Genomic DNA, 20,465 nt, shown 5'->3' on the forward strand with positions numbered 1-20,465 from the left:
CGACCACGGCGACAGGCCGGCTTCGCTTCACGGGGGCGGGGTCCCGTTTCAGGCCCCGCCCTGCGTTCAGGTGCGGGACGCGGCGCCGGTCATCGCGGCGGGGGCCTGCCCGCGGGCGCGCAGGGCCTCCAGGCCGACGAGGTCGTCCGCCTCGGCGTCCGGCGTCTCCTGGTCGAAGCGCGCGAGAGCCGGATGGCGCAGCGCCACCGTGATCGTGATCGCGATCGCCAGCCCGCACACGATGTACAGCAGGCCGATCCCGCGCCCGTCGCCGACTCCGATCACCTTGCCCACGGAGCCCGCGAGCGGGCCGCCCTCCCGCATCAGCGGCTCGAAGACCAGCCCCACCAGCCACGCCTGCACGGCCAGGCCGACGGGCTGGGTCGACAGCGCCAGCATCCGGTTGATCGCGATGACCCGGGCGTGGTAGCGCTGGGGCACCTTCGAGTGGATGATCGTCAGCCAGATGCCGTCGCTGATCGTCATCATGAGCGACATCCCGAAGGCGCCGACCGTGATGAGGATGAGCGACGGGCGGAGCCCCGCGATGGCGCAGAAGATCCCCAGCACTCCGGCGGCCGACAGCATGCCGAACATCCGGCGGTTCCTCGGCCCGCCCCACAGCGCGATGGTCAGGCCGCCGCACACCGCGCCGACGCCCGCGAGCAGTGCCACCCGCCCGGTGTCGGCCAGCTCGCCGACCGACAGGACCAGCGGCGGGATCATGATGAAGCCGGTGAACAGGAAGAAGTTGACGATGAACATCGTGAACGCCATGGCGCGAAGCCCCCGGCGGCGCAGCAGGTAGCGGAAGCCGGCCCGGATCTCGGCGGACACGGTCTCCCTGCGCCGCCACGCCATCGTCGCGGGGAAGCGGACCAGCGCCGTGACCGTGAAGGCCAAGGCGTAGCAGACCACGTTGGCCGTCAGGATGCCGTTGATCCCGATGAGCGACAGCAGTGCGACCGAGAACAGCGGCACCATGAGCTGGGCGATCGCGTTGCCGAGCTGGACGACGCCGCCGACGTGGTGCAGGTAGTGCTTGGGCGCGAGCTGTGGCCCGGCCGACTGCCAGGCCACCCGTTGCAGGGTGACCGATATCGACAGCAGCACCAGCAGGCCGTACAGCATGGGCATCGCCAGCGTGTCGGTCACCAGCAGGGCCAGCAGCGCGGCCTGGACGACGAGTGACCCGCCGTCGCCGGCGAGCATGGCCCGCTTGCGGTCGTACCGGTCGACCAGGGCGCCGATCAGCGGCGCGAGGATCAGCCCCGGCACCAGCGCGATGATGGCGAACAGGCCGAACTGCACCAGCGAGCCGGTCTTGATGTAGGCCCAGATCGGCACGGCGAACTCGGTCATCACTGCGCCGATCATGGAGACGATCTGGCCGGTCGCGACCGTGAAGAACCGTCCGAGGCCGGGCTGCGCCCCCGCCACCTGGCTCTTCCGGTCGGTGGACAGCGCCTCCCGCCACCACGTTGCCGCGCCGCCGGCGTCCGGACGCCACTCCTCCGGCCGGTCGAACGCCTCGTGCGTGGTGGTGACGATCGCGGCGAGCTCCTCGGTGCGGTACCGCAGGAAGTAGTGGCCCGCCTCGGCCATCACGACCAGCGCGGTCGTCTCCGACACGGCGTGCCAGTCCCGGTACCGCTCCTGGTAGAAGTCGGTCAGCGCGTCGCGGTCGCCGATGATCGAGACGACCGGCGCCCGGAGCTGCGGGCTCTGCCGTTCGACCAGGTCGCTGAAGTAGTCCTCACCGGCCCTGGCGTCCACCCGCATCGTACGGATGATGTGGTCGACCTGCTCGGGAGCGAGGTCCTGCAGGTCGGCGCCCATGGCCCGCAGCCAGTTCGCGTGGGCCGTGTGGTTGTCCAGCCGCTCGCTGCGGAAGATCCGGCCCATCAGCCCGTTGAAGCCCTTGCGTGGGGTGGCGAAGGGGAAGCTGCCGCCCATGTAGACGGCCTCGACCCGGCGCCCGGCAATCTCCAGCCGCCGGGCGGCCTCCGCCGTCAGCGCGCTTCCCACGCAGTGGCCGTACAGGGCGACCGGCCCGCGCACCCGCTCCAGCACCTCGTCGGCGATCCGCTGGGCCGCCTCCTCGAAGCCGATGGGTTCCTCCTCGACGCCGAGCTCGTGGCCTGGCAGTGAGGCGGCGAGCAGCGTGTGCCCGGGCGGGAGGGCGTCGGCCAGCGGCTGGTAGACCATCGCGCTCGCCCCGCCGTACGGGACGCAGACCAAGGTGAGCTGTGGTGCGGCGACAGGCTTGGTGAGCTCGATGAGCAGGCCGCGAGGGCGGCCGTCCGCCTCCTCGCCGGTCGCGGCGTTCGCCCGGTCGACCAGAGCGGCCAGCTCCCGCACGGTCCGGTTGGCGATCGCGTCGAGCACGCTCACCTGGTAGCCGTCCGCGGGGAGCACCTGGCGCAGCTTGGCGACCATGCGGATGAGCAGCAGCGAGTGGCCGCCGAGGGCGTTGAAGTCGTGGTCGATCGAGATCGCCTCGATGCCGAGGACCTCCCGCCAGACCTGGGCCACCAGGATCTCGGTCGCGGTGGTGGGCTCGGCCAGGTCCTCCCCGACGGCCACGACGGGCTCGGGCAGCGCCTTGCGGTCCACCTTGCCGTTCTGGTTGAGCGGGATGCTCTCCAGCGGCACGAACATCGACGGGACCATGTAGTCCGGCAGCCGGGCGGCGCAGTGCTCCGCGAGATCGCCCGGTTCGGCTCCGGTGGGGACGTAGTACGCCACCAGGCGCCTGTCCTCGGCGGTGAACGCGTGCACGGTGACCACCGCGTCGCGCACGCCGGGATGGTCGAGCACCGACGCCCTGACCTCGTCGAGCTCGATGCGGTAGCCGCGGATCTTCACCTGGTCGTCGAAGCGCCCCAGGAAGGCGACGTTCCCGTCGCGCAGCCACGTCACCCGGTCGCCGGTGCGGTACATCCGGCCGCCGCCGGGGAAGTCGTCGGCGAAGGGATCAGGGAGGAACCGCTCCTCGGTGAGGTCGGGCCGGTTCATGTAGCCCCGGGTGACGCCGACGCCGCCGACGTACAGCTCGCCGGGGATCCCCGCCGGCTGAAGCCGCCGCGAGGCGTCCAGGACGTACATCCGCATGTTCGGCAGCGGCTTGCCGATCGGGACGACCTCGACGAGCTGGGCGTCCCGGACGGGGTAGACACAGGTGCCCACCGACGCCTCGGTCGGGCCGTACTCGTTGATCAGCCGTCCGGGGCCGAGCATCTCCAGCCAGCGGTTGGCCATCGGCCCCGGCAGCGCCTCGCCCGCGACGACGATCTTCCCGGCGAGCGCGGCGGCCTGCCTGGCGTCGATCTGGTGGCCGAGGATCTCCAGGTGGCCGGGGGTGCACTTGATGAAGCTGTACGGCCCGCCCGCCACGAGCAGCGCCCCCAGCTCGCCCATGTCGAAGTCCTGCTCGAGGACGGTCACCTTCTGGCCGACGACCAGCGGCGCCCACAGGTTGGGCACGACGAGGTCGAACGCCACCGAGCCGAACAGGGGCGCCCCGCCGTCCCCCTCGCCCGCCAGGTCCTCGACCGCCCACCACACGTGGTTGACCAGCCCGCGGTGGGTGACCTGCACGCCCTTCGGCCGTCCGGTCGAGCCCGACGTGAAGATCACATAGGCCAGCCGGTCGATGTCGTACGGCACGCCGACCGGCGTGGTGGGGAGCTCGTCGAATGCTCCGCCGTCCACGTCCACGATCTCGACGCCGTCGAACAGGGACGCGTACGCGGCGGAGGTCAGCACGAGCGGGCTCGCGGCGGTCGACAGCATGTCGGAGATCCGCTGAGCGGGGAACTTCGGGTCCATCGGCAGGTAGGCGGCGCCGGCCTTCCACACGCCCAGCAGGCAGGCGATCAGCTCGGGGCTCCGGTCGAGCAGCACGCCCACCGTGTCCTCCGGGCCGACGCCCCGCTCGCGCAGCAGGTGCGCGACCTGGTTGGCGCGGGCGTGCAGCTCGGCGTACGTGGTCGTGCGGCCCTGGAAGGAGGCCGCGACCGCGCCGGAGTCCGCGTGGCGCTCCAGCAGCTCGGGAAGGGCCGCGTCGGGGTACGGCCTGGCCGAGTCGTTCCATGTGCCCAGAGCGACGTCGCGCTCGGCGTCGGTGAGCAGCTCCAGATCGGAGAGCGGCGTGCCGGGGGCCGAGGCGATCCGCTCGGCCAGCGCCCGGTAGTGCCCGGCGAGCCGGACCACGGCGTCGGCGTCGAAGCGGTCCTTCTTGTAGGTCAGGTAGAGCTGGGGGTCGTCGTCCGCCTCGTTCAGGTGCACCAGCAGCGCGAGGTCGTAGGTGAAGTCGTCGACGTCGTGCTCCCACACCGACGCCTCCATGCCCGGCCAGCGCCCGCGCTGGTCACGGAAGGCACGCAGCGAGAAGCCCACGGTCGACAGCGAGAAGTTGCGGGCGTCCTGGTCGCTCAGCGCCTCCGTCAGCTCGGAGAACGGCAGGTGGTTGGTGAGCGCCTCGCCGAGCCGGCGCCGCACTCCGGCGGCGGCCTGGCGGAACGAGGGGTTGCCCGACAGGTCGGCACGCAGGGGGAGGGCGTTGACGAAGCAGCCGAGTATCGGCTCCAGCTCCACCCGGCGGCGTCCGCCGTTCACCGTGGCGAGCGTCAGGTCGCTCTGGCCGGTGTAGCGCGCCAGCAGCATCGAGAAGACGGTGAGCAGGGCCACGAACGGCGTGGTTCCGGGGCCGCCCGCCTCCCGCAGCGCCCGCAGCACCTCGTCCGGCAGCGTGAACAGATGGCAGTCGCTGCGCATGCCGGCGGAAGGGGCGTCGCCCGGCTCCTTGGCGATCGGCAGCTCGACCGAGGACGCGCCGTCCAGCCGGTCGCGCCAGTACCCGAGCCGTCGCTCACGCTGCTCGCCGGTCAGCTCGCGCCGGGACCACACGGCGTAGTCGGCGTACTGGAGCGGGGGCGGGCCGAGCTCGGCCGGGCGGCCCTCGCGCACGGCCGCGTAGACGGCGGTCAGCTCGTCCACGATGATGCCGACCGACCACCCGTCGCACGCGATGTGGTGGCAGGCGAACAGCAGCACGTGCTCCTCGTCGCCCAGACGCACCAGCGTCGTACGGTGGACCGGGCCGCTCTCCAGGTCGAACCGCTCCACCGCGGCCCTGGAGGTGATCTCCCGTGCCCTGGCCTCCCGCTCGTCCACCGGCAGTTCTCGCAGGTCGACGACGTCGAGCGGCGCCGGTCCGGGGTCGAGGACGATCTGGCGGGGCTCGTTCCCGTCGCCCTCGTAGACGGTGCGCAGGATCTCGTGCCGATCGACCAGGGTGTCCAGCGCCACGGTGAGAGCGCCCGTGTCGAGCGGGCCGGTGAGCCGCAGGCCGATGGTGGAGTTCGGCGCGGGCGCGCCCTCGCCGAGCCGTGCGCCGAGCCACATCTGCGCCTGTTCGTAGGAGCAGGGGGCCGGTCCCTCGCCCCGCGGGGTGATGGCGTTCGCGGCGGCGGCCCGGGTGGCGAGAAGCCGGCGCAGCGCCTCCTGCCGGCGTGGGGAAAGCGATGCTACTAGATGCTCGTTGTCAGTCGTCGGCGTTATCGTCACCGAGCGTTCTCCTCTCTGCGCGACTAATGCGCAGAACAACTGACCACAGGGGAATAGTGGTAATGCGAGAAAACGCTTGAAAGTCGAATCAAATGCGTGGCCGTGGTGTTCGGCCAGGGGATGCGTGGGAGCGCTCCCATGACAAGCCTTATTCACGATACGGGAAACATACACGTGATGCAAGACGCATCTACACGCAATCTACACGGCACCTACACGCGATACGGCAATGCCTTGAGCAGCGTAAACAAGCGAAACGTATGGGGAACGCGCCAATCCGTCACCATTCTTGGGTGGCGCAACATGAGCGTTCATCATAATCTGCGATCACCACACGGCCGGTCGGATTTTTTGACATCCGGCCGTCCGGACTACCGAATCGAACTACATTCTTGCGCGCGCCGGGAGAGTCGTCTTATGTTGTCCGCCGGAATCATCTTTTTCAGCGGAGGCGTCACCGCGAGAATGGTCAGGTCCGCCTTTCGACATGTCACCGTGGCCGGCTGGGACCGGATCTCGCGGAAGAGGGAGGACGCTCATGGACGATAAATGGAAGCCTTTGGAGCTGACCCCGGACGGCACCGCCGCCACGCCCGAGGGCCTGCTCGACCGGCTGCGCGGAATGGACGTGGGCGACCTGCTCGTCCGCGAGAAGGCGCTCGTCTTCCGGGGGTTCGGCGTCACGCCCGGCACTCTGGACCCCGTCATGAACATGCTTCTGCCCAACCGGCTGGCCTACGTCCACGGCAACTCGCCCCGCACCAAGGTGGGCGGCAACGTCTACACCTCGACCGAGTACCCGGCCGAGTACACGATCTCCATGCACAACGAGCTGTCGTACTCCGCCACGTGGCCCTCCCGGTTGCTGTTCTACTGCGAGAAGGCGGCCGAGAGCGGCGGGGCGACTCCGCTGGTGGACGGCGTGCGCTGGCTGGAGTCGCTCGACGACGAGGTCAGGGAGGCGTTCGGCAAGGGGGTGCGCTACACCCAGAACCTGCACGCCGGCCAGGGGCTCGGCAAGAGCTGGCAGGAGACGTTCGAGACCGAGGACCGCGACCAGGTGGCCGAGATCCTCGACCGCATGGAGGCGGACTGGCAGTGGCGGCCCGACGGCGGTGTGCGGGTCACGCAGATCAGGCCCGCCACCACCCGGCACCCCGTGACCGGGGCGGAGGTGTGGTTCAACCAGGCGGACCAGTGGCACCCCGCCTCGCTCGGCGACGAGACCGCCGCCATGCTCGCCGAGCTCATGCCGCCGGAGGAGCTGCCGCAGTCCGTGGCCTTCCCCGACGGCACGCCGATCCCCGGCGACCATGTCATTCAGGTGCGCGACCGCGGCCTGGAGAACGCGGTGAACGTCGACTGGCGGGAGGGCGACCTGCTGCTGATCGACAACGTGCTCGTCGGTCACGGCCGCCGGCCTTTCACCGGCTCCCGCCGCGTCCTCGTCGCCATGTCCGACTGACGTCCCACTGATCGTGCCGGCTGATCGTCCGGCTGATCGTGCCCGCGAAAGGGAAACCGCAGTGCACAACATCGCTCTAGGGGTCGCTGCGACCTTCACCGCCGAGCCACTAGGCGACGCCCTGCGGTTCTGGCTCGCCGAACTGGGCGTCGAAGGGGATGTCGCCTTCGCTCCGTACGACCAGGTCTTCCCCTCGCTCCTCGACCCGGGCAGCGTGCTCGGACGGGCCGGCGCCGCGGTCGTCCTCGTCCGTGCCGAGGATCTCGTCGACGGCGTTAGCGCCAGTGATCCGTCCGCGCTCGACGCCGCCGCGGACGACCTGGCCGCCGCGCTGCGGACCTCGGCCGGCGCGGCCGGCGCCGTCCACCTCGTCGCGGTCTGCCCGGCCTCGCCCGAGCACGGCTCGCCCGAGGCCCACGCGCGCCTCGCGGCCAGGCTCTCCCACGCGTTCGAGGGGGACCGGGCCGTCTCCGTGCTCACCTCCGCCGAGCCGTACGAGCCGGCGGACCCGGAGGCCGTCCACGACGCCTTCGCCGACCGGACCGGCAACGTCCCCTACACCGACCGCTACTTCGCCGCGCTCGGTGCCGCGCTCGCCCGCCGCCTGCACGCGACGACCACACCGCGTCCCAAGGTCGTCGTCGCGGACTGCGACGGCACGCTGTGGGACGGCGTCGTCGGTGAGGACGGCCCGGACGGCGTCGTGATCGGCCCCGAGCGCATGGAGATCTGGCAGGAGCTGGCCCGCCAGGTCGCGGCGGGCCGGCTGGTGTGCCTGAGCAGCAAGAACGAGGAGAAGGACGTCCGCGAGGTCTTCGCCCGCCATCCCGAGCTGCCGTTCGGCCTGGACGACGTCGCCGCGATGCGCGTCGGCTGGGAGGCCAAGTCCGCGGCCCTGCGCTCGCTGGCCGCCGAGCTCAACCTCGGGCTCGACTCCTTCGTCTTCCTCGACGACAGCCCGGTCGAGTGCGCCGAGGTCCGGGCCGGCTGCCCTGAGGTGCTGACCCTCCAGCTCCCGGCCGACGCCGCCGGGGCGGCCGCGTTCCTGCGGCACTGCTGGCCCCTCGACCTCGCCGCGGTCACCGAGGCCGACCGCGTGCGCACCCGGTACTACCAGCAGGAACGGCGGCGCGAGCAGGCCAGGGGCGAGATGTCCCTCGCCGACTTCTTCGACACGCTCGACCTGAGGGTGACCATCACCCCGGCTGGCCCCGAGCACGAGGCCCGGGCCGTTCAGCTCGCCGAGCGGACCAACCAGTTCAACCTCTCCGGGACGCGACGCCTGGACGGCGACGAGAAGTTCGTCGTGGACGTGCGCGACCGGTTCGGGGACTACGGCGTCGTCGGCCTCACCGACGTACAGGCGGACGGGGACACGCTGCGTGCCGGCGCGTTCCTGCTGAGCTGCCGTGCACTCGGGCGTGGGGTGGAGCATCGCATGCTCGCCCACCTGGGCACGCTCGCGCGGGAGCGCGGGCTGGCCCGGGTGGCCCTGTCCTTCCGGGCGACCGAGCGCAACCAGCCGGCCAGGGACTTCCTCGCCACACTGCCCGCCGCCGTCGAGCCGCGGGGCGAGGAGGCGGCCTGGTACGTCCTCGACGCGGGCGACGCGGCAGCCGTCGTCCACTCGCCGGGCCCTGCCCAGGAGAGGGGGGCCCAGGAGAGGGGGGCCCAGGAGAGGGGGGCGGGGGCCGCCCGGACCACCGAACTCGCGGCGGCTCCCGCCGCATGGGGGGCCGTCGAACGGATCGCGACCCGGCTCACCGGCGCCGAGGCGATCCTGGACGCGATGCGGGCCGCCCGCCCCGTGGCGGAGGTGGCCGGAGCGAGCCCGGCCGAGGCAACCGTCATGCGGATATGGGCCGAGCTGCTCGACGTGGCGCCGACCTCGGTGGGCGACGGCTTCTTCGAGCTGGGCGGCCATTCGCTGCGGCTGGTGCAGTTCATGGCGCGGGTGCGGGCCGAGTTCGGCGTCGAGCTGCCCTTCGACACGCTCTACACCACCTCGTTCACGGTGGCCGAGGTCGCCAAGGTCATCGAGGAGCGGCAGCTCGCCGACACCGGCGACGAGGAGCTGGCCGGGCTGCTCGACGAGCTGGCGGGCCTGTCGGACGAGGAGATCGAGGCCCTGCTCGACTCCGGGAACGGCTGATCCGCATGGCGACGATGCTGCTGATCACTCACGGCACCAACGGGGACGTGCTCCCTTTCGTACGGATCGGGCGTGAGCTGGCGGAGCGCGGCCACGAGGTCACCGTCATGACGCACGCCTGGTTCGCCGACCGGATAGCGGCCGCCGGCCTGAGGCACCTGCCGATCGACACCGCGGAGGGCTACGACCGGCACCTGGACGACGCCCGGCAGTTCATGCTCGATCCCCTCAAGGACCCCGGCGGGGTGCTGGAGCTCTACCAGCGCAACGGCCTTTTCGAGCTGCTCGCCGACGAGGTCCGCATGATCGAGGCCCACTACCGGCCGGGGGAGACCGTGGTGGTCGCACGGCACACGTCGGGCATGGCCGGGCTGATGGCCGCCGAGCGCCGCGGGGTCCCGGTGGCGCTGGTGTCCGTCACGCCGCACCAGTACGTCTCGTTGCCGGTGGTCGGGGAGATCTTCCGGAACGTGCTCGGGCGGGGGTACGACGAGATCTTCCGGTCGTTCGGCCTGCGCCCGGTCCGCGACTGGACCGGATACCTGATGAGCGTCAAGACCCAGCTCGCGCTGTGGCCGGAATGGTTCGACGCCGCGGGGCAGCAGGCGCCGGGGCACGTCGTCCGCTGCGGGTTCGTGCTCGGCGACACGGCGGAGGGGCCGGTCCCCGAGTGGAGCGAGCCGCCCGTGCTGATCACCGGTGGCACCGGGCAGGTGCTGCACGAGCGGTTCTACGACGTGGCGGTCGCCGCGTGCCGGCGGATCGGGAGGCCGGCCCTGCTGGTGAACCGGCACCCGTCGTTCCTTCCCGAGTCGCTGCCCGACGGGGTGGAGTGGCTGCCCTCGGCGCCGTTCGCCACGGTCATGCCCCACGTCGCCGCGGTCCTGCATCACGGGGGAATCGGCACGCTCGCCCGGGCGCTGTCGTCGGCCACTCCGCAGGTGCTGCTCGCGCACGGAGTCGACCGTCCGGACAACGCGGAGCGGCTCCACCGCGCGGGCGTCGCGGAGTGGCTGCCCGTGACCCACTGGGACGAGGAACGGCTGGCCGGACTGCTCGCCCGAGCGCTCGACGACGACGGGTACCGCGAGCGGATGGCGCCGCTCGCGGCCGACGCCGCGTCGGAGAACTCTGTGCGCGTCGTCGCCGAGCACGTCGAGGGGCTGCTCGGCACCGATCAGATCATGACGCGGCCCGATCCGCGCGAGCGGATCGCGCGCCTCACCCCCGAGCAGCGGACCCGCCTGGCCGCGATGGCCCGTGCCCGGAGGGACGTGTAGAGGGGGTTGCCCTCGCTGGGCTCTTCCGGTACGCGGGTAGGAGTTACCGTCGGGAGACGGATTCCGGCGGACACCGGATCAGGCGACCCTGGGAGGACCGATGGAGTGGGCACCCGCGGACTGCACGCTGCCGACCGTGGAGCGGCCGCTGCGCGTGGCCGAGTTCGACGCGCTGTTCGCCACCGCCCTGCGCGGCGCCGAGCGGCGGTCGCCGACCCTGCTGCGGCTGCGGCTCGACGGCTCGGGCCAGGCCGAGCTCATCACCCGTGACCTCGCCACGAGGGAGAGCGCCTGCTGCTCCTTCTTCACCTTCTCCTTCGCCCGGGAGGGCGGCGACCTCCTGGTCGACGTCGAGGTGCCCCGGGAGCGGGTCGCGGTCCTCGACGCGCTCGCCTCCCGGGCCGGGGCATGAGCGCGGGCACTCCGGAGAACGAGAGCGCCGGTGACAGTGAAATCGGCTGTCGCGGGCCTCGCGGCGACGTGGTTCCCGGTACGGGCCAGGGTGGTGCCGATCGCGGCGATGCGGATGGGGGCCGGTCGCGGAGCGGGGAGCTCGCCCGGGCCGCCGGCCACCCCTCGGCTTCCGCGACCGCAGCCGGGCCGTGTCAGTCCAGGCAGAACTCGTTGCCCTCGGGGTCGGCCATCACGATGAAGCCGCCGCTCATCGGCGGTTCGGGCTCGTGGCGGCGCACCCTCGCCGCCCCCAGCTCGACCAGCCGTTCGCACTCGGCCTCCAGCGCCGCCATCCGCTCCTCGCCCCGCAGTCCTGGAGCCGTACGGACGTCGAGGTGGACGCGGTTCTTGACGGCCTTGTCCTCCGGCACCTGCTGGAAGAACAGCCGCGGGCCGTGCCCGTCCGGGTCCTCGATGGCCGATCTCGTGTTGCGCTGATCCTCCGGCACGCCGACTCGTGCGAGGAAGTCGTCCCACGCGGCCAGCGGATCGGCGTCCTCGGGCAGGTCGACTCCGGGCGGGCAGGGGTGGACGTAGCCCAGCACGTCGCACCAGAAGGACGACAGCGCCCGCGGGTCGTGGGCGTCGAAGGTGACCTGGATCTCGCGGCTCATCGGGGCGTTCCGTTCGCAGCGGGTCTCGTGTGCAGATAGAGGTCGCGCAGCAGGCAGACCTCGGACAGGTGGTGGATCAGCTCGCGGTGGATGTGCAGCACCAGATCGGCCATGGGGGCTTCGGGGTAGGGCTCCTTCGCGCCGACCGGCACTCGGAGCCCGGCCTCTCCGAGACCCTTCACCCCGGCCAGCCAGACGTCGAGCTGGGAGTGAAGCTGGCCGAGGGCGGTGGCCGCGTCGCCGGCGTACTCCCAGGTGTCGTACGACGCGGCCGGCGCGCCGAAGTGCGCCGCGTTGCGCGCGGCCAGCACGCCGACGATGACGTGACCGAGTCGCCAGGCGATCGTGGTGAAGGCCGGCGGAACCGGCTCCGGGAAGGCGTAGTCCATCGTGAAGTCCCCGGCGCCGACCTGGATGGGCGCCGCCGAGTGGCCGCGCGGCCGCACGCTCCAGGCGTCCGGCGCCGGCGACCAGAAGTACTCGTCGTCGGTGAGGTCGTCGAGCCGGCTTCGAAGCTGGTGATTCCAGTGGAACTCGAACTGCTCGCGCAGTGCTCGGTTCCAGTCGAGTTCGTTCGCGTCCATAAGACCACCCTGGCACCACAGGAGGACAGAATCGGTCCGCTATCTCTGACAGGGTGGACGACATGGCCGGAGGTGACGAGCGGGGGACGACGGAGCGGGTGCTCACCCTGCTCGGGCTGCTGCAGCAACGCCAGGTCTGGACCGGCCCCGAGCTCGCCGGCCGGCTCGGCGTGACGCCGCGGACGGTGCGGCGTGATGTCGAGCGGCTGCGCACGCTCGGCTATCGGGTGCACGCCAGCCAGGGTGTCGGCGGCGGTTACCAGCTCGGCCCGGGGCAGGACCTGCCGCCGCTGCTTCTCGACGACGACGAGGCGATCGCCACCGTGGTCTCGCTGCTCGCCGGCGCGGGTGGCGGCGTCGCCGGCGCCGGCGACGCCGCACTCCGGGCGCTGACCAAGCTCGACCGGGTGCTGCCCGCCCGGCTGAGGGACGAGGTGCGCGCCCTGTCGGGCTCGGTGGAGTCCTTCGGCGGAGGCCGCACGCCGGTCGACCCCGGGGTGCTTATGGCGCTGGCCAGAGCCTGCCGCGACGAGGTCGAGGCCGGCTTCGGCTACCCGTCCGGGAGCGAGGTGCGACGGCGGCGGGTCGAGCCCTATCGGCTGGTCGTCTCCGACCGGCGCTGGTACCTCCTCGCCTACGACCTCGATCGTGACGACTGGCGTAGCTTCCGCGTCGACCGCATGACCGATGTGTCCGCACGGACCTGGCGCTTCCGCCCGCGCGTGGCGCCCGACGCGGCGGCGTACGTGCAGGAGGGGGTGGCGAGCCGGGTCTACGAGCACCAGGCGCGATTCCTCGTGCACGCGCCGGCCGACACGGTGCGCGCGCAGATTCCGGCGTCGGCGGCCGTGGTACGACGGCGAGGGAGTGAGCTCTGCGAGGTGCTCAGTGGCGCCGGCAGCCTCGACTTCCTGCTCATGCACATGCTCCTGCTGGGGCACGACTTCGAGGTGCTCGACCCTCCGGAGCTCAGGAGGCGCTGCCACGCACTGGCGAACAGGCTCCTGGCGGCCGGCGCGGCGACCTCACCGGTGCCGGAGGATCCATGAGCCACCGCCACTCCGGCGCACCAGGGACAGAAGCACCAGGGACAGAAGGGGTGGATCGCCTCGTGGGGGATGTCGCCCCGCGCTTGCGGAATATAGAGATGGAGGATGACCACACCGCACACGCCGGTGCTCGTCCTCGCCGCCGGACAGCGTTGCGGGAGCACGCTCCTGCAGCGCCTGCTGACCTCCCATCCGGGCGTCCTCATCTGGGGCGAGCACGGCGGGCAACTCGGCCGCATCCTCGAAGCCGCCGACAGCCTCCTGTCATGGTCACGGGAGCTGGGCGGGGACGCCCGCGCCGAGTTCTCGCGGAACTCCCACCAGAGCTGGATGGCCAACCTCACGCCCGATCGCGACGTCATCCTGCGCGCGCTCCGCACTTTCGTCGACACCTTGTACGTCGAGCCCGCCGTCCGCCTCGGCCGTCCCGTCTGGGGCCTGAAGGAGGTGCGCTACACCCTCGCCGATGCCCGCCGCCTGCGGTCGCTCTATCCCGGCCTGGCCGTCATCCTGCTCATCCGCGACCCCCATGCCGTGCTCCGCAGCCTGGACGAGTGGGAGCGAAAGACGAACGGCCGCTGGACACGCCGGCTGACCGAGGACGCCGTGGTGAACTGGCAACGCGTCGCCGAGGACTTCCTGGCGCCCCCGGAGGCCGGGCTGCCGGTGCTGCGCCTGCGCTACGAGGACTTCGTCGCCGATCCCGGCGGCGCCTGCGAGAAGATCGCACGGCACACGGGCCTCGACGCCGGAGCCTTCGACCCGGAGGTGCTCGCCACACGTGTGCACGTCGGCGAGGATTTCGCCCATCTCGCGCGCGACATCCGGGAGTGGCACGCCCTGCCGGCGTCGCTGCGCCGGCTGCTCGACCCGCCCCAGATGCGGTCGCTCATCCACGCCTGCGGCTACCGCGCTGTGGCCTAGCTCTCACGTCACCCGGTGGACGCGGAGGGACGCCCGGAAGCGGCCGTTCCTCCCCGGACGTATTGCCCGGCGGCGCGTGATGGGGTGACGATGGCGCGGAGGCACTCGGAGAGTGAGGCGCCGTGACCGACCCATGGCTCGCACTGGAATCCGGAGCCGACGCGGCAGAACGCACCGGCGAGCTCCGCCGCGCCCACGCCCGCTTCGTGTCCGCCGGGGCGATCGACGGGCGGGTGCGCGCGGTGGTCGCCGACTCGTGGCGGCGCTCGGCGCGGTCGGTGGACCCGGGGACGCTGGCGCCCGTCGAGCTGTCCGACGACGACCTTGAGGACTACCGCCGGGACCATCCGCTCGCCGCCGTCCTGCCCCTCTTCCGGGATCTGCTCGGATCGGTGGTCGACGACGGCGGCCACCTGCTCGCCGTGTGCGACGCGGCCGGGCGGCTCCTGTGGGTCGAGGGACACCGCGACGTGCGGCTGCGGGCCGAGCGGATGCACTTCGTCGCCGGGGCCCGCTGGGACGAGGCGCACGCCGGGACGAACGCCCCGGGCGTGGCCATCTCGGTCGACCACCCCGTGCAGATCTTCGCGGCTGAGCACTTCAGCACGCCGGTCCAGCGGTGGACCTGCGCGGCGGCGCCGATCCACGACCCGCACACCGGCCGCCTGCTCGGCGCCGTCGACGTCACCGGCGGCGACCAGGTGGCGAGCCCCTACAGTCTCGCCCTGGTGCGGGCCGCGGCACGGGCGGCCGAGGCGCACCTGGCCGGCCTGCCCTCGCCGGCCGGCACCGTCACGCTCACCGCGCTCGGCCGCGACGACGCCGTGCTCGCCCGGGGCGGGCGGCGGGTCAGGCTGGGCCGCCGGCACAGCGAGATCGTGGTGCTGCTGGCATGCCATCCCGAAGGCCTCGGCAGCGACCAGCTCAGCATGGAGCTCTACGGTGACCGGATGCTCAACCCGGTCACGCTGCGCGCGGAGCTGTCCCGGCTGCGCCACCGGCTGGGAGAGCTGCTCGACTCCCGGCCGTACCGCCTGCGGGTGCCGCTCCGCGCCGACTTCCACGTCCTGGCCGACCACCTCGCCGCCGGAGCGGCGCAGGCGGCACTGGCGGCGTACGGCGGGCCGCTGCTGCCGGGCTCCGACGCGCCGGGCATCGAGTGGCAGCGCCGCGTCCTCGACGACCGGCTGCACGATCTGCTGCTCGGCCGCCGCGACCCCGATCTGCTGGAGCGGTGGGTGGCGACGCCGTGGGGGAGGGACGACCTGCTCGCCTGGCAGGCCCTGCTCGCGGCCACGCCGCCCGGCTCGCCCAGCCGCACGCGCGTCGCCTGCCGGGTGAGCGAGCTCGACGCGGAGTACGGCCTGCCGCACCGCTGAGCTACCGGCGCCGTACGCCGTCGAGGAGCCAGCGGCGGACGACGGCGGCCGCGAGCGGCAGCGGGACCGTGCCGGCGCCGAGGCCCACGTCGACGAGCAGGTCGAAGACGTCCCCCCGCCGGGCCGCCGTGGCGATCGCGGCGTCGATGAAGCCCGGCGACCTGGAGGCGAAGGCCAGCACGTCGGTGGTGAGGAGGTGCCGTCCGAGGGCCTTCCTCAGCTTCCTGCGATAGGCGCGGAGCGGCCCTTGAGCGTGCCCGCCCTGCTCGCCGTACTGCATGACCGCCTCGGCGGCGAGGCGGCCGGTGAGCAGCGCGTAGTAGATGCCCTCGCCGGTCAGGGGGTTGATGAAGCTTCCCGCGTCCCCCGCGAGGAGCACGCGCCCGGCCCCCGGCGTCGGGCGCCCGGTCGACAGCGGCAGGTGGTGGGCCCGCAGATCACGGGCGGGAAGGTGGGGCAGGAGCTCGGCCAGCCGGCCGTGCAGGACCGCGCGGCCCGGCAGTCCTGTGGCGCGCAGCCCCGGGAGGAGCATGCCGAAGCCGACGTTCGCCGTGCCGTCCCCCACCGGGAACGACCACGCGTACGCGGGCCAGCCCTCCCGCTGCATCGCGATGAGCTGGACGTCGTCATCGGCAGGCACGTCGGCGTACCCGCGCACCGCGATCGCCGTGTGCCCGTCCGGGCTGGCCGGGATGCCCGCGAGCCTCCGTACGGCGGAGTTGGCGCCGTCGGCCGCGATCACGGCCCGTGCGGGGATGGCGCCGTCGACGAGCACATACCCGTCCCGCGCGTCGACCGAACGGACACGGTGGTGGCGCACCTCGACGCCGGCGGCGCGGACGGCCTCGACCAGACGGGCGTCGAACACCTTGCGCGGCACGACATGGTTGGGCCGGGCCACGGTGGCCAGGACCCGTGCCCCTCCGGGGGACACCACCGACAGGCGCGAGGTCGGCCGGTAGTCCGCGATGAGGTCCGGCAGCCCGAGGGTCGCGAGCTCGACGCGGGCGTGCGCGGCGATGCCGTCGCCGCAGGCCTTGTCCCGGGGGAACGCGGCCTTGTCGAGCAGCAACACCCGCGCGTCCGGGCGGAGCTGCCTGGCGCGCAGGGCCGCCGCCGAGCCGGCGGGACCACCGCCGACGATCACCACGTCCCACACGTCGTCCACCTGTCGAGGGTGTCACGGAAGAGGTCGCAGGTGCCACGGAAGGCTCCGTGGAAACGCGGCCGGGCGCCATGACAACGACGGCAACATACCGGCAACATTCCCGCAACTAACGTCGCGGGCGACAAGCCGAACACCTCGTCCGGGAGGTCACCTCATGACCCGTTACGCGGCGCCGGGACAGCAGGGCGCGCCCATGGCCTACGAGCAGCGTTACGACCACTGGATCGGCGGCGAGTACGTCCCGCCGCAGAAGGGGCAGTACTTCGGCAACCCCACCCCCGTCACCGGCGAGACCTTCACCGAGATCGCCCGCGGCACCGCCGAGGACGTCGAACGGGCCCTGGACGCGGCGCACGGCGCGGCGCCGGCCTGGGGCAGGACGCCGGTCGCCGAGCGCGCAGGAGTCCTCAACCGGATCGCCGACCGCATGGAGCGGCACCTGGAGGAGCTGGCCGTCGCCGAGGTCTGGGAGAACGGCAAGCCGGTCAGGGAGACCCTGGCCGCCGACATCCCGCTGGCGATCGACCACTTCCGCTACTTCGCCGGGGCCATCCGGGCCCAGGAGGGCGGGCTGGCCGAGCTGGACGCCGACACCGTGGCGTACCACTTCCACGAGCCGCTCGGCGTCGTCGGCCAGATCATCCCGTGGAACTTCCCGATCCTCATGGCCGCCTGGAAGCTCGCCCCCGCCCTGGCCGCGGGCAACGCCGTCGTGCTCAAGCCGGCCGAGCAGACGCCGGCCTCGATCCACTACTGGATGAGCCTGGTCGCCGACCTGCTGCCGCCCGGCGTCGTCAACATCGTCAACGGCTTCGGGGCCGAGGCGGGCAAGCCGCTGGCGTCGAGCGCCCGGGTGGCGAAGGTCGCGTTCACCGGTGAGACCACCACCGGGCGGCTGATCATGCAGTACGCCAGCGAGAACATCAAGCCGGTCACGCTGGAGCTGGGCGGCAAGAGCCCGAACCTCTTCTTCGACGACGTCTCCCGCGCGGACGACGAGTTCTACGACAAGGCCCTGGAGGGCTTCACGATGTTCGCCCTCAACCAGGGCGAGGTGTGCACCTGCCCGTCCAGGGCGCTCATCCAGCAGGGCCACTACCAGCGCTTCCTGGACGCGGCGGTGGCGCGCACGGAGAAGATCGTCCAGGGCCACCCGCTGGACACGGGCACGATGGTCGGGGCGCAGGCATCCAACGACCAGCTGGAGAAGATCCTCTCCTACCTCGACATCGGCAGGCAGGAGGGCGCCAAGGTGCTCACCGGCGGCGCGCGCGCCGACCTCGGCGGCGAGCTGGCCGGAGGCTACTACGTACAGCCGACGATCTTCGAGGGCTCCAACGGCATGCGGGTCTTCCAGGAGGAGATCTTCGGACCGGTGGTCGCGGTGACGTCGTTCACCGACTTCGACGACGCCATCAAGATCGCAAACGAGACGCTGTACGGCCTGGGAGCCGGGGTGTGGACCCGCGACGTGAACACGGCGTACCGGGCGGGCCGCGCGATCCAGGCGGGCCGGGTGTGGACGAACTGCTACCACGCCTATCCGGCGCACGCCGCGTTCGGCGGGTACAAGCAGTCGGGCATCGGCAGGGAGAACCACAAGATGATGCTCGATCACTACCAGCAGACCAAGAACCTTCTGGTCAGCTACTCGCCGGCCAAGCTCGGCTTCTTCTAGGCCGCCCGATGCCCGACGTCTCACGTGTGGACCTGACTCCCGCGGCCGCCGACCTCCTGCGGCGGCTGCGGGAGGCCCACGGGCCCCTGATGTTCCACCAGTCCGGCGGCTGCTGCGACGGCAGCGCCCCGATGTGCTACCCGGAGGGGGAGTTCCGCACCGGTTCGTCGGACGTGCTGCTCGCCTCGCTGTCCGTCGACGGCGTGGCCGAGCCGGTCACGTTCTGGATCGGGGCGGGGCAGTTCGAGCTCTGGCGGCACACCCACCTGACCGTCGACGTCGTCCCCGGCCGGGGCGGTGGCTTCTCCCTTGAGGCCCCGGAAGGGGTGCGCTTCCTGATCCGGTCACGCCTGCTGACCGACGACGAGCGGGCCGCGCTCGGCGACTGAAGCGACACGGTTCCCGCGGCCCGTTTCTTGGGGCCTGGTTCTTGGGGCCCGGTTCCCGCGGCAGGGTTCCCCGCGGCCCGTTTCCGTGCCACGTGAGCGCGCCCGCCTCCCGGCGACGGCCGGAAGGCGGGCGCACCCCGTTGACCGGGGCTCGCGTGATCCGCTAGATCTTGCCGGTGCCCGCCCCCGCGAGGACGCTCGCCTTCACGCCGCTGGGCGCGTCGACGGTGTACGAGTAAGGAATCGAGCCGACGCTGCCCGCCGTCTGCGGCGTGCCCGAGTTCACGAAGTAGTTGTTGCGGGCGACGATCGAGCCGCCCGGCGACGAACCCTCAGCTATGTGGGTGGGTTCGGAGATGTTCTCGAAGTAGTTGCCCTCGACGAGCACGCCCGCGCCGCAGGTGGAGGCGACGCCGTAGCTGTAGTCGGTGGAGGACGGGTCCTTGTAGTAGTAGTTGTCGAACACGTGGACGGGGTTGCCGAAGCGCACCCGCGGGTTGCGCTGGGCGCAGGTCTGGAACGCGTTGTGGTGGTAGGTCACGCGCAGGTGCCCGGTGTCCTCGGAGGCGTTGCCGTCGCTGTGGCCGACGAGTGAGCACTTCACGTGGTCGTGGAGCCTGTTCCAGGACACGGTGACGTAGTCGGAGCCGTGGGTGATGTCCAGCAGCCCGTCGTAGTAGTCGGTGCCGTGCGTGGTGTCGCTGGACAGGTCGTTGTGGTCGATCCACACCCGCGTGGCGTCGTCCATGTGGATCGCGTCGCCGTTGCCGTTGCCCGCCACGACCTTCGAGATCTTCATGTTGCGCACGATGACGTTGCTGACGTCGCGCATGTTGAGGCCGCAGCCGGTGAGCCCGGAGCTCGCCCCGACGCCGATCACGGTGGTGTTGGAGCCCACCCGTACGTCGTCCGAGCAGGTGAAGTTGCCGTTGACCTGCACTGTCTTGGCGGCGTTGCCGCTGACGGCGGACGTGAGCGCGGCGAGGCTGGTCGCGGTGGTCGTCGAGCCGCCGGCGCCTCCACTGGTGCCGCCGCCCTGCGTCGCCCATCCGATCAGCCCGGTGGCGGGCGGGCCGGTCGGGCTGCTGGTCGGCGTGGCCGCCGGTGTGGCCGTCGGGGTGCGTGTCGGCGTTGCCGTGGGCGTCCCGGTGGGGGTGGAACCGGCGGGCTGGAACTGCCAGCTCTTGCTCACGACCGAGTCGCACGAGTTCTGCTGCACCAGCGCGCCCGGCGCGGTCGAGTTGTCCTTGGTGTTCAGGCACTTGGCGCTGCCCACGTTGACGACATGGTACGCCGAGCCGCCGGCGGTGATCTGCCACGTCTGCGACGACGCTCCGGTGCAGGACTCCTGCTCCACGGCCTTGCCCGCGGAGGTCGAGGCGCCGGCGACGCCCGCGCACTTGCCGCTGTTGCCGGCGGTCAGCCGGAAGCCGCCGCCCTGGGCGGCGAGGGTCCACCTCTGGGCGGACGAGCCGTCGCAGCCGGACTGCGTGAGCTGCACGCCGTCCGCCGTGCTGCTTCCCGGCACCGTGAGGCACAGGCCACCGGCCGCGTTCACGATCTGGTACGCGCCCGCCCCGGGCGCCGCGCTGAAGACGCCGCCGACCAGGGCGACGATCCCTGCGACGATGCCGATCACCTTGACTCCGGTTCTGGTTCTGGTTCTCAAGCCGAGCTCCTTGCGGGTCATGCAGGACCCCTGACCGGGGGGTGGCGAGGGCCACTCCTGGTCCCGCTGGGAGGTGTTCACGAGCCGGGG

General features: G+C 72.0%; 14 protein-coding genes. 9 read left to right on the forward strand and 5 right to left on the reverse strand.

Annotated features, from left to right (window positions below; translation table 11 throughout):
- Positions 1-66: 66 nt before the first annotated feature.
- Positions 67-5,571, reverse strand: coding sequence for an amino acid adenylation domain-containing protein (locus tag AB0B72_RS26935; protein WP_367741759.1), 5,505 nt, complete (start codon positions 5,569-5,571; stop codon positions 67-69).
- A gap of 538 nt (positions 5,572-6,109) precedes the next feature.
- Between AB0B72_RS26935 and AB0B72_RS26940 the strand changes: the two genes are divergently transcribed.
- The 4 genes from AB0B72_RS26940 (at position 6,110) to AB0B72_RS26955 (ending at position 10,880) form a co-directional block, all read left to right on the forward strand.
- Positions 6,110-7,036 (forward strand): TauD/TfdA family dioxygenase, encoded by a 927-nt coding sequence (locus AB0B72_RS26940; RefSeq protein WP_367741760.1) that lies wholly within the window; start codon positions 6,110-6,112, stop codon positions 7,034-7,036.
- A gap of 61 nt (positions 7,037-7,097) precedes the next feature.
- On the forward strand, positions 7,098-9,188 hold the full coding sequence (locus AB0B72_RS26945) for an HAD-IIIC family phosphatase (protein WP_367741761.1): 2,091 nt from the start codon (positions 7,098-7,100) through the stop codon (positions 9,186-9,188).
- 14 nt (positions 9,189-9,202) lie between these two features.
- A complete protein-coding gene (locus AB0B72_RS26950; protein ID WP_367741762.1) occupies positions 9,203-10,468 on the forward strand; it encodes a glycosyltransferase in 1,266 nt (421 codons plus the stop codon).
- 100 nt (positions 10,469-10,568) lie between these two features.
- Positions 10,569-10,880: a hypothetical protein gene (locus tag AB0B72_RS26955; protein WP_367741763.1), complete on the forward strand. Its 312-nt coding sequence runs from the start codon at positions 10,569-10,571 to the stop codon at positions 10,878-10,880.
- 193 nt (positions 10,881-11,073) lie between these two features.
- Here the strand turns inward: AB0B72_RS26955 and AB0B72_RS26960 are convergent, their stop codons facing one another.
- Both AB0B72_RS26960 and AB0B72_RS26965 read right to left on the reverse strand, forming a co-directional pair.
- Positions 11,074-11,535, reverse strand: a complete 462-nt coding sequence (locus AB0B72_RS26960; RefSeq protein ID WP_367741764.1) for a VOC family protein — start codon at positions 11,533-11,535, stop codon at positions 11,074-11,076.
- Positions 11,532-12,119 carry a DinB family protein gene (locus tag AB0B72_RS26965; protein ID WP_367741765.1) on the reverse strand — a complete coding sequence of 196 codons (588 nt, stop codon included), beginning with the start codon at positions 12,117-12,119 and terminating at the stop codon, positions 11,532-11,534. Before AB0B72_RS26965 ends, AB0B72_RS26960 begins: the two co-directional genes overlap by 4 nt.
- 62 nt (positions 12,120-12,181) lie before the next feature.
- Between AB0B72_RS26965 and AB0B72_RS26970 the strand changes: the two genes are divergently transcribed.
- The 3 genes from AB0B72_RS26970 (at position 12,182) to AB0B72_RS26980 (ending at position 15,471) form a co-directional block, all read left to right on the forward strand.
- Positions 12,182-13,168 (forward strand): helix-turn-helix transcriptional regulator, encoded by a 987-nt coding sequence (locus AB0B72_RS26970; RefSeq protein ID WP_367741766.1) that lies wholly within the window; start codon positions 12,182-12,184, stop codon positions 13,166-13,168.
- A 105-nt stretch (positions 13,169-13,273) separates the two neighbouring features.
- Positions 13,274-14,092 carry a sulfotransferase gene (locus AB0B72_RS26975; RefSeq protein ID WP_367741767.1) on the forward strand — a complete coding sequence of 273 codons (819 nt, stop codon included), beginning with the start codon at positions 13,274-13,276 and terminating at the stop codon, positions 14,090-14,092.
- Between the two features lie 122 nt (positions 14,093-14,214).
- Entirely contained in the window at positions 14,215-15,471 is a 1,257-nt protein-coding gene (locus tag AB0B72_RS26980) for a GAF domain-containing protein (protein WP_367741768.1), read from the forward strand.
- A 1-nt stretch (position 15,472) separates the two neighbouring features.
- Here AB0B72_RS26980 and AB0B72_RS26985 read toward each other — a convergent pair whose 3' ends face one another.
- Positions 15,473-16,639 (reverse strand): NAD(P)/FAD-dependent oxidoreductase, encoded by a 1,167-nt coding sequence (locus AB0B72_RS26985; protein WP_367741769.1) that lies wholly within the window; start codon positions 16,637-16,639, stop codon positions 15,473-15,475.
- 154 nt (positions 16,640-16,793) lie between these two features.
- Here AB0B72_RS26985 and AB0B72_RS26990 point away from each other — a divergent pair, with 154 nt between their 5' ends.
- Together AB0B72_RS26990 and AB0B72_RS26995 are read left to right on the forward strand one after the other, a co-directional pair.
- Positions 16,794-18,317, forward strand: a complete 1,524-nt coding sequence (locus tag AB0B72_RS26990; RefSeq protein WP_367741770.1) for an aldehyde dehydrogenase family protein — start codon at positions 16,794-16,796, stop codon at positions 18,315-18,317.
- Positions 18,318-18,325: 8 nt separating this feature from the next.
- A complete protein-coding gene (locus tag AB0B72_RS26995) occupies positions 18,326-18,706 on the forward strand; it encodes a DUF779 domain-containing protein (RefSeq protein WP_367741772.1) in 381 nt (126 codons plus the stop codon).
- Between the two features lie 163 nt (positions 18,707-18,869).
- Here AB0B72_RS26995 and AB0B72_RS27000 read toward each other — a convergent pair whose 3' ends face one another.
- A complete protein-coding gene (locus AB0B72_RS27000) occupies positions 18,870-20,375 on the reverse strand; it encodes an RICIN domain-containing protein (RefSeq protein WP_367741774.1) in 1,506 nt (501 codons plus the stop codon).
- Positions 20,376-20,465: the final 90 nt, after the last annotated feature.

The organism is Microbispora sp. NPDC049125 (assembly GCF_040802045.1).
GTDB lineage: Bacteria > Actinomycetota > Actinomycetes > Streptosporangiales > Streptosporangiaceae > Microbispora.

Excerpts from the sequence above, each read along its gene's own strand:
- AB0B72_RS26940 (WP_367741760.1), top strand. The coding sequence starts at position 6,110 with ATGGACGATAAATGGAAGCCTTTGGAGCTGACCCCGGACGGCACCGCC.
- AB0B72_RS26950 (WP_367741762.1), top strand. The coding sequence starts at position 9,203 with ATGCTGCTGATCACTCACGGCACCAACGGGGACGTGCTCCCTTTCGTA.
- AB0B72_RS26955 (WP_367741763.1), top strand. The coding sequence starts at position 10,569 with ATGGAGTGGGCACCCGCGGACTGCACGCTGCCGACCGTGGAGCGGCCG.
- AB0B72_RS26960 (WP_367741764.1), bottom strand. The coding sequence starts at position 11,535 with ATGAGCCGCGAGATCCAGGTCACCTTCGACGCCCACGACCCGCGGGCG.
- AB0B72_RS26965 (WP_367741765.1), bottom strand. The coding sequence starts at position 12,119 with ATGGACGCGAACGAACTCGACTGGAACCGAGCACTGCGCGAGCAGTTC.
- AB0B72_RS26970 (WP_367741766.1), top strand. The coding sequence starts at position 12,182 with ATGGCCGGAGGTGACGAGCGGGGGACGACGGAGCGGGTGCTCACCCTG.
- AB0B72_RS26975 (WP_367741767.1), top strand. The coding sequence starts at position 13,274 with ATGACCACACCGCACACGCCGGTGCTCGTCCTCGCCGCCGGACAGCGT.
- AB0B72_RS26990 (WP_367741770.1), top strand. The coding sequence starts at position 16,794 with ATGACCCGTTACGCGGCGCCGGGACAGCAGGGCGCGCCCATGGCCTAC.
- AB0B72_RS26995 (WP_367741772.1), top strand. The coding sequence starts at position 18,326 with ATGCCCGACGTCTCACGTGTGGACCTGACTCCCGCGGCCGCCGACCTC.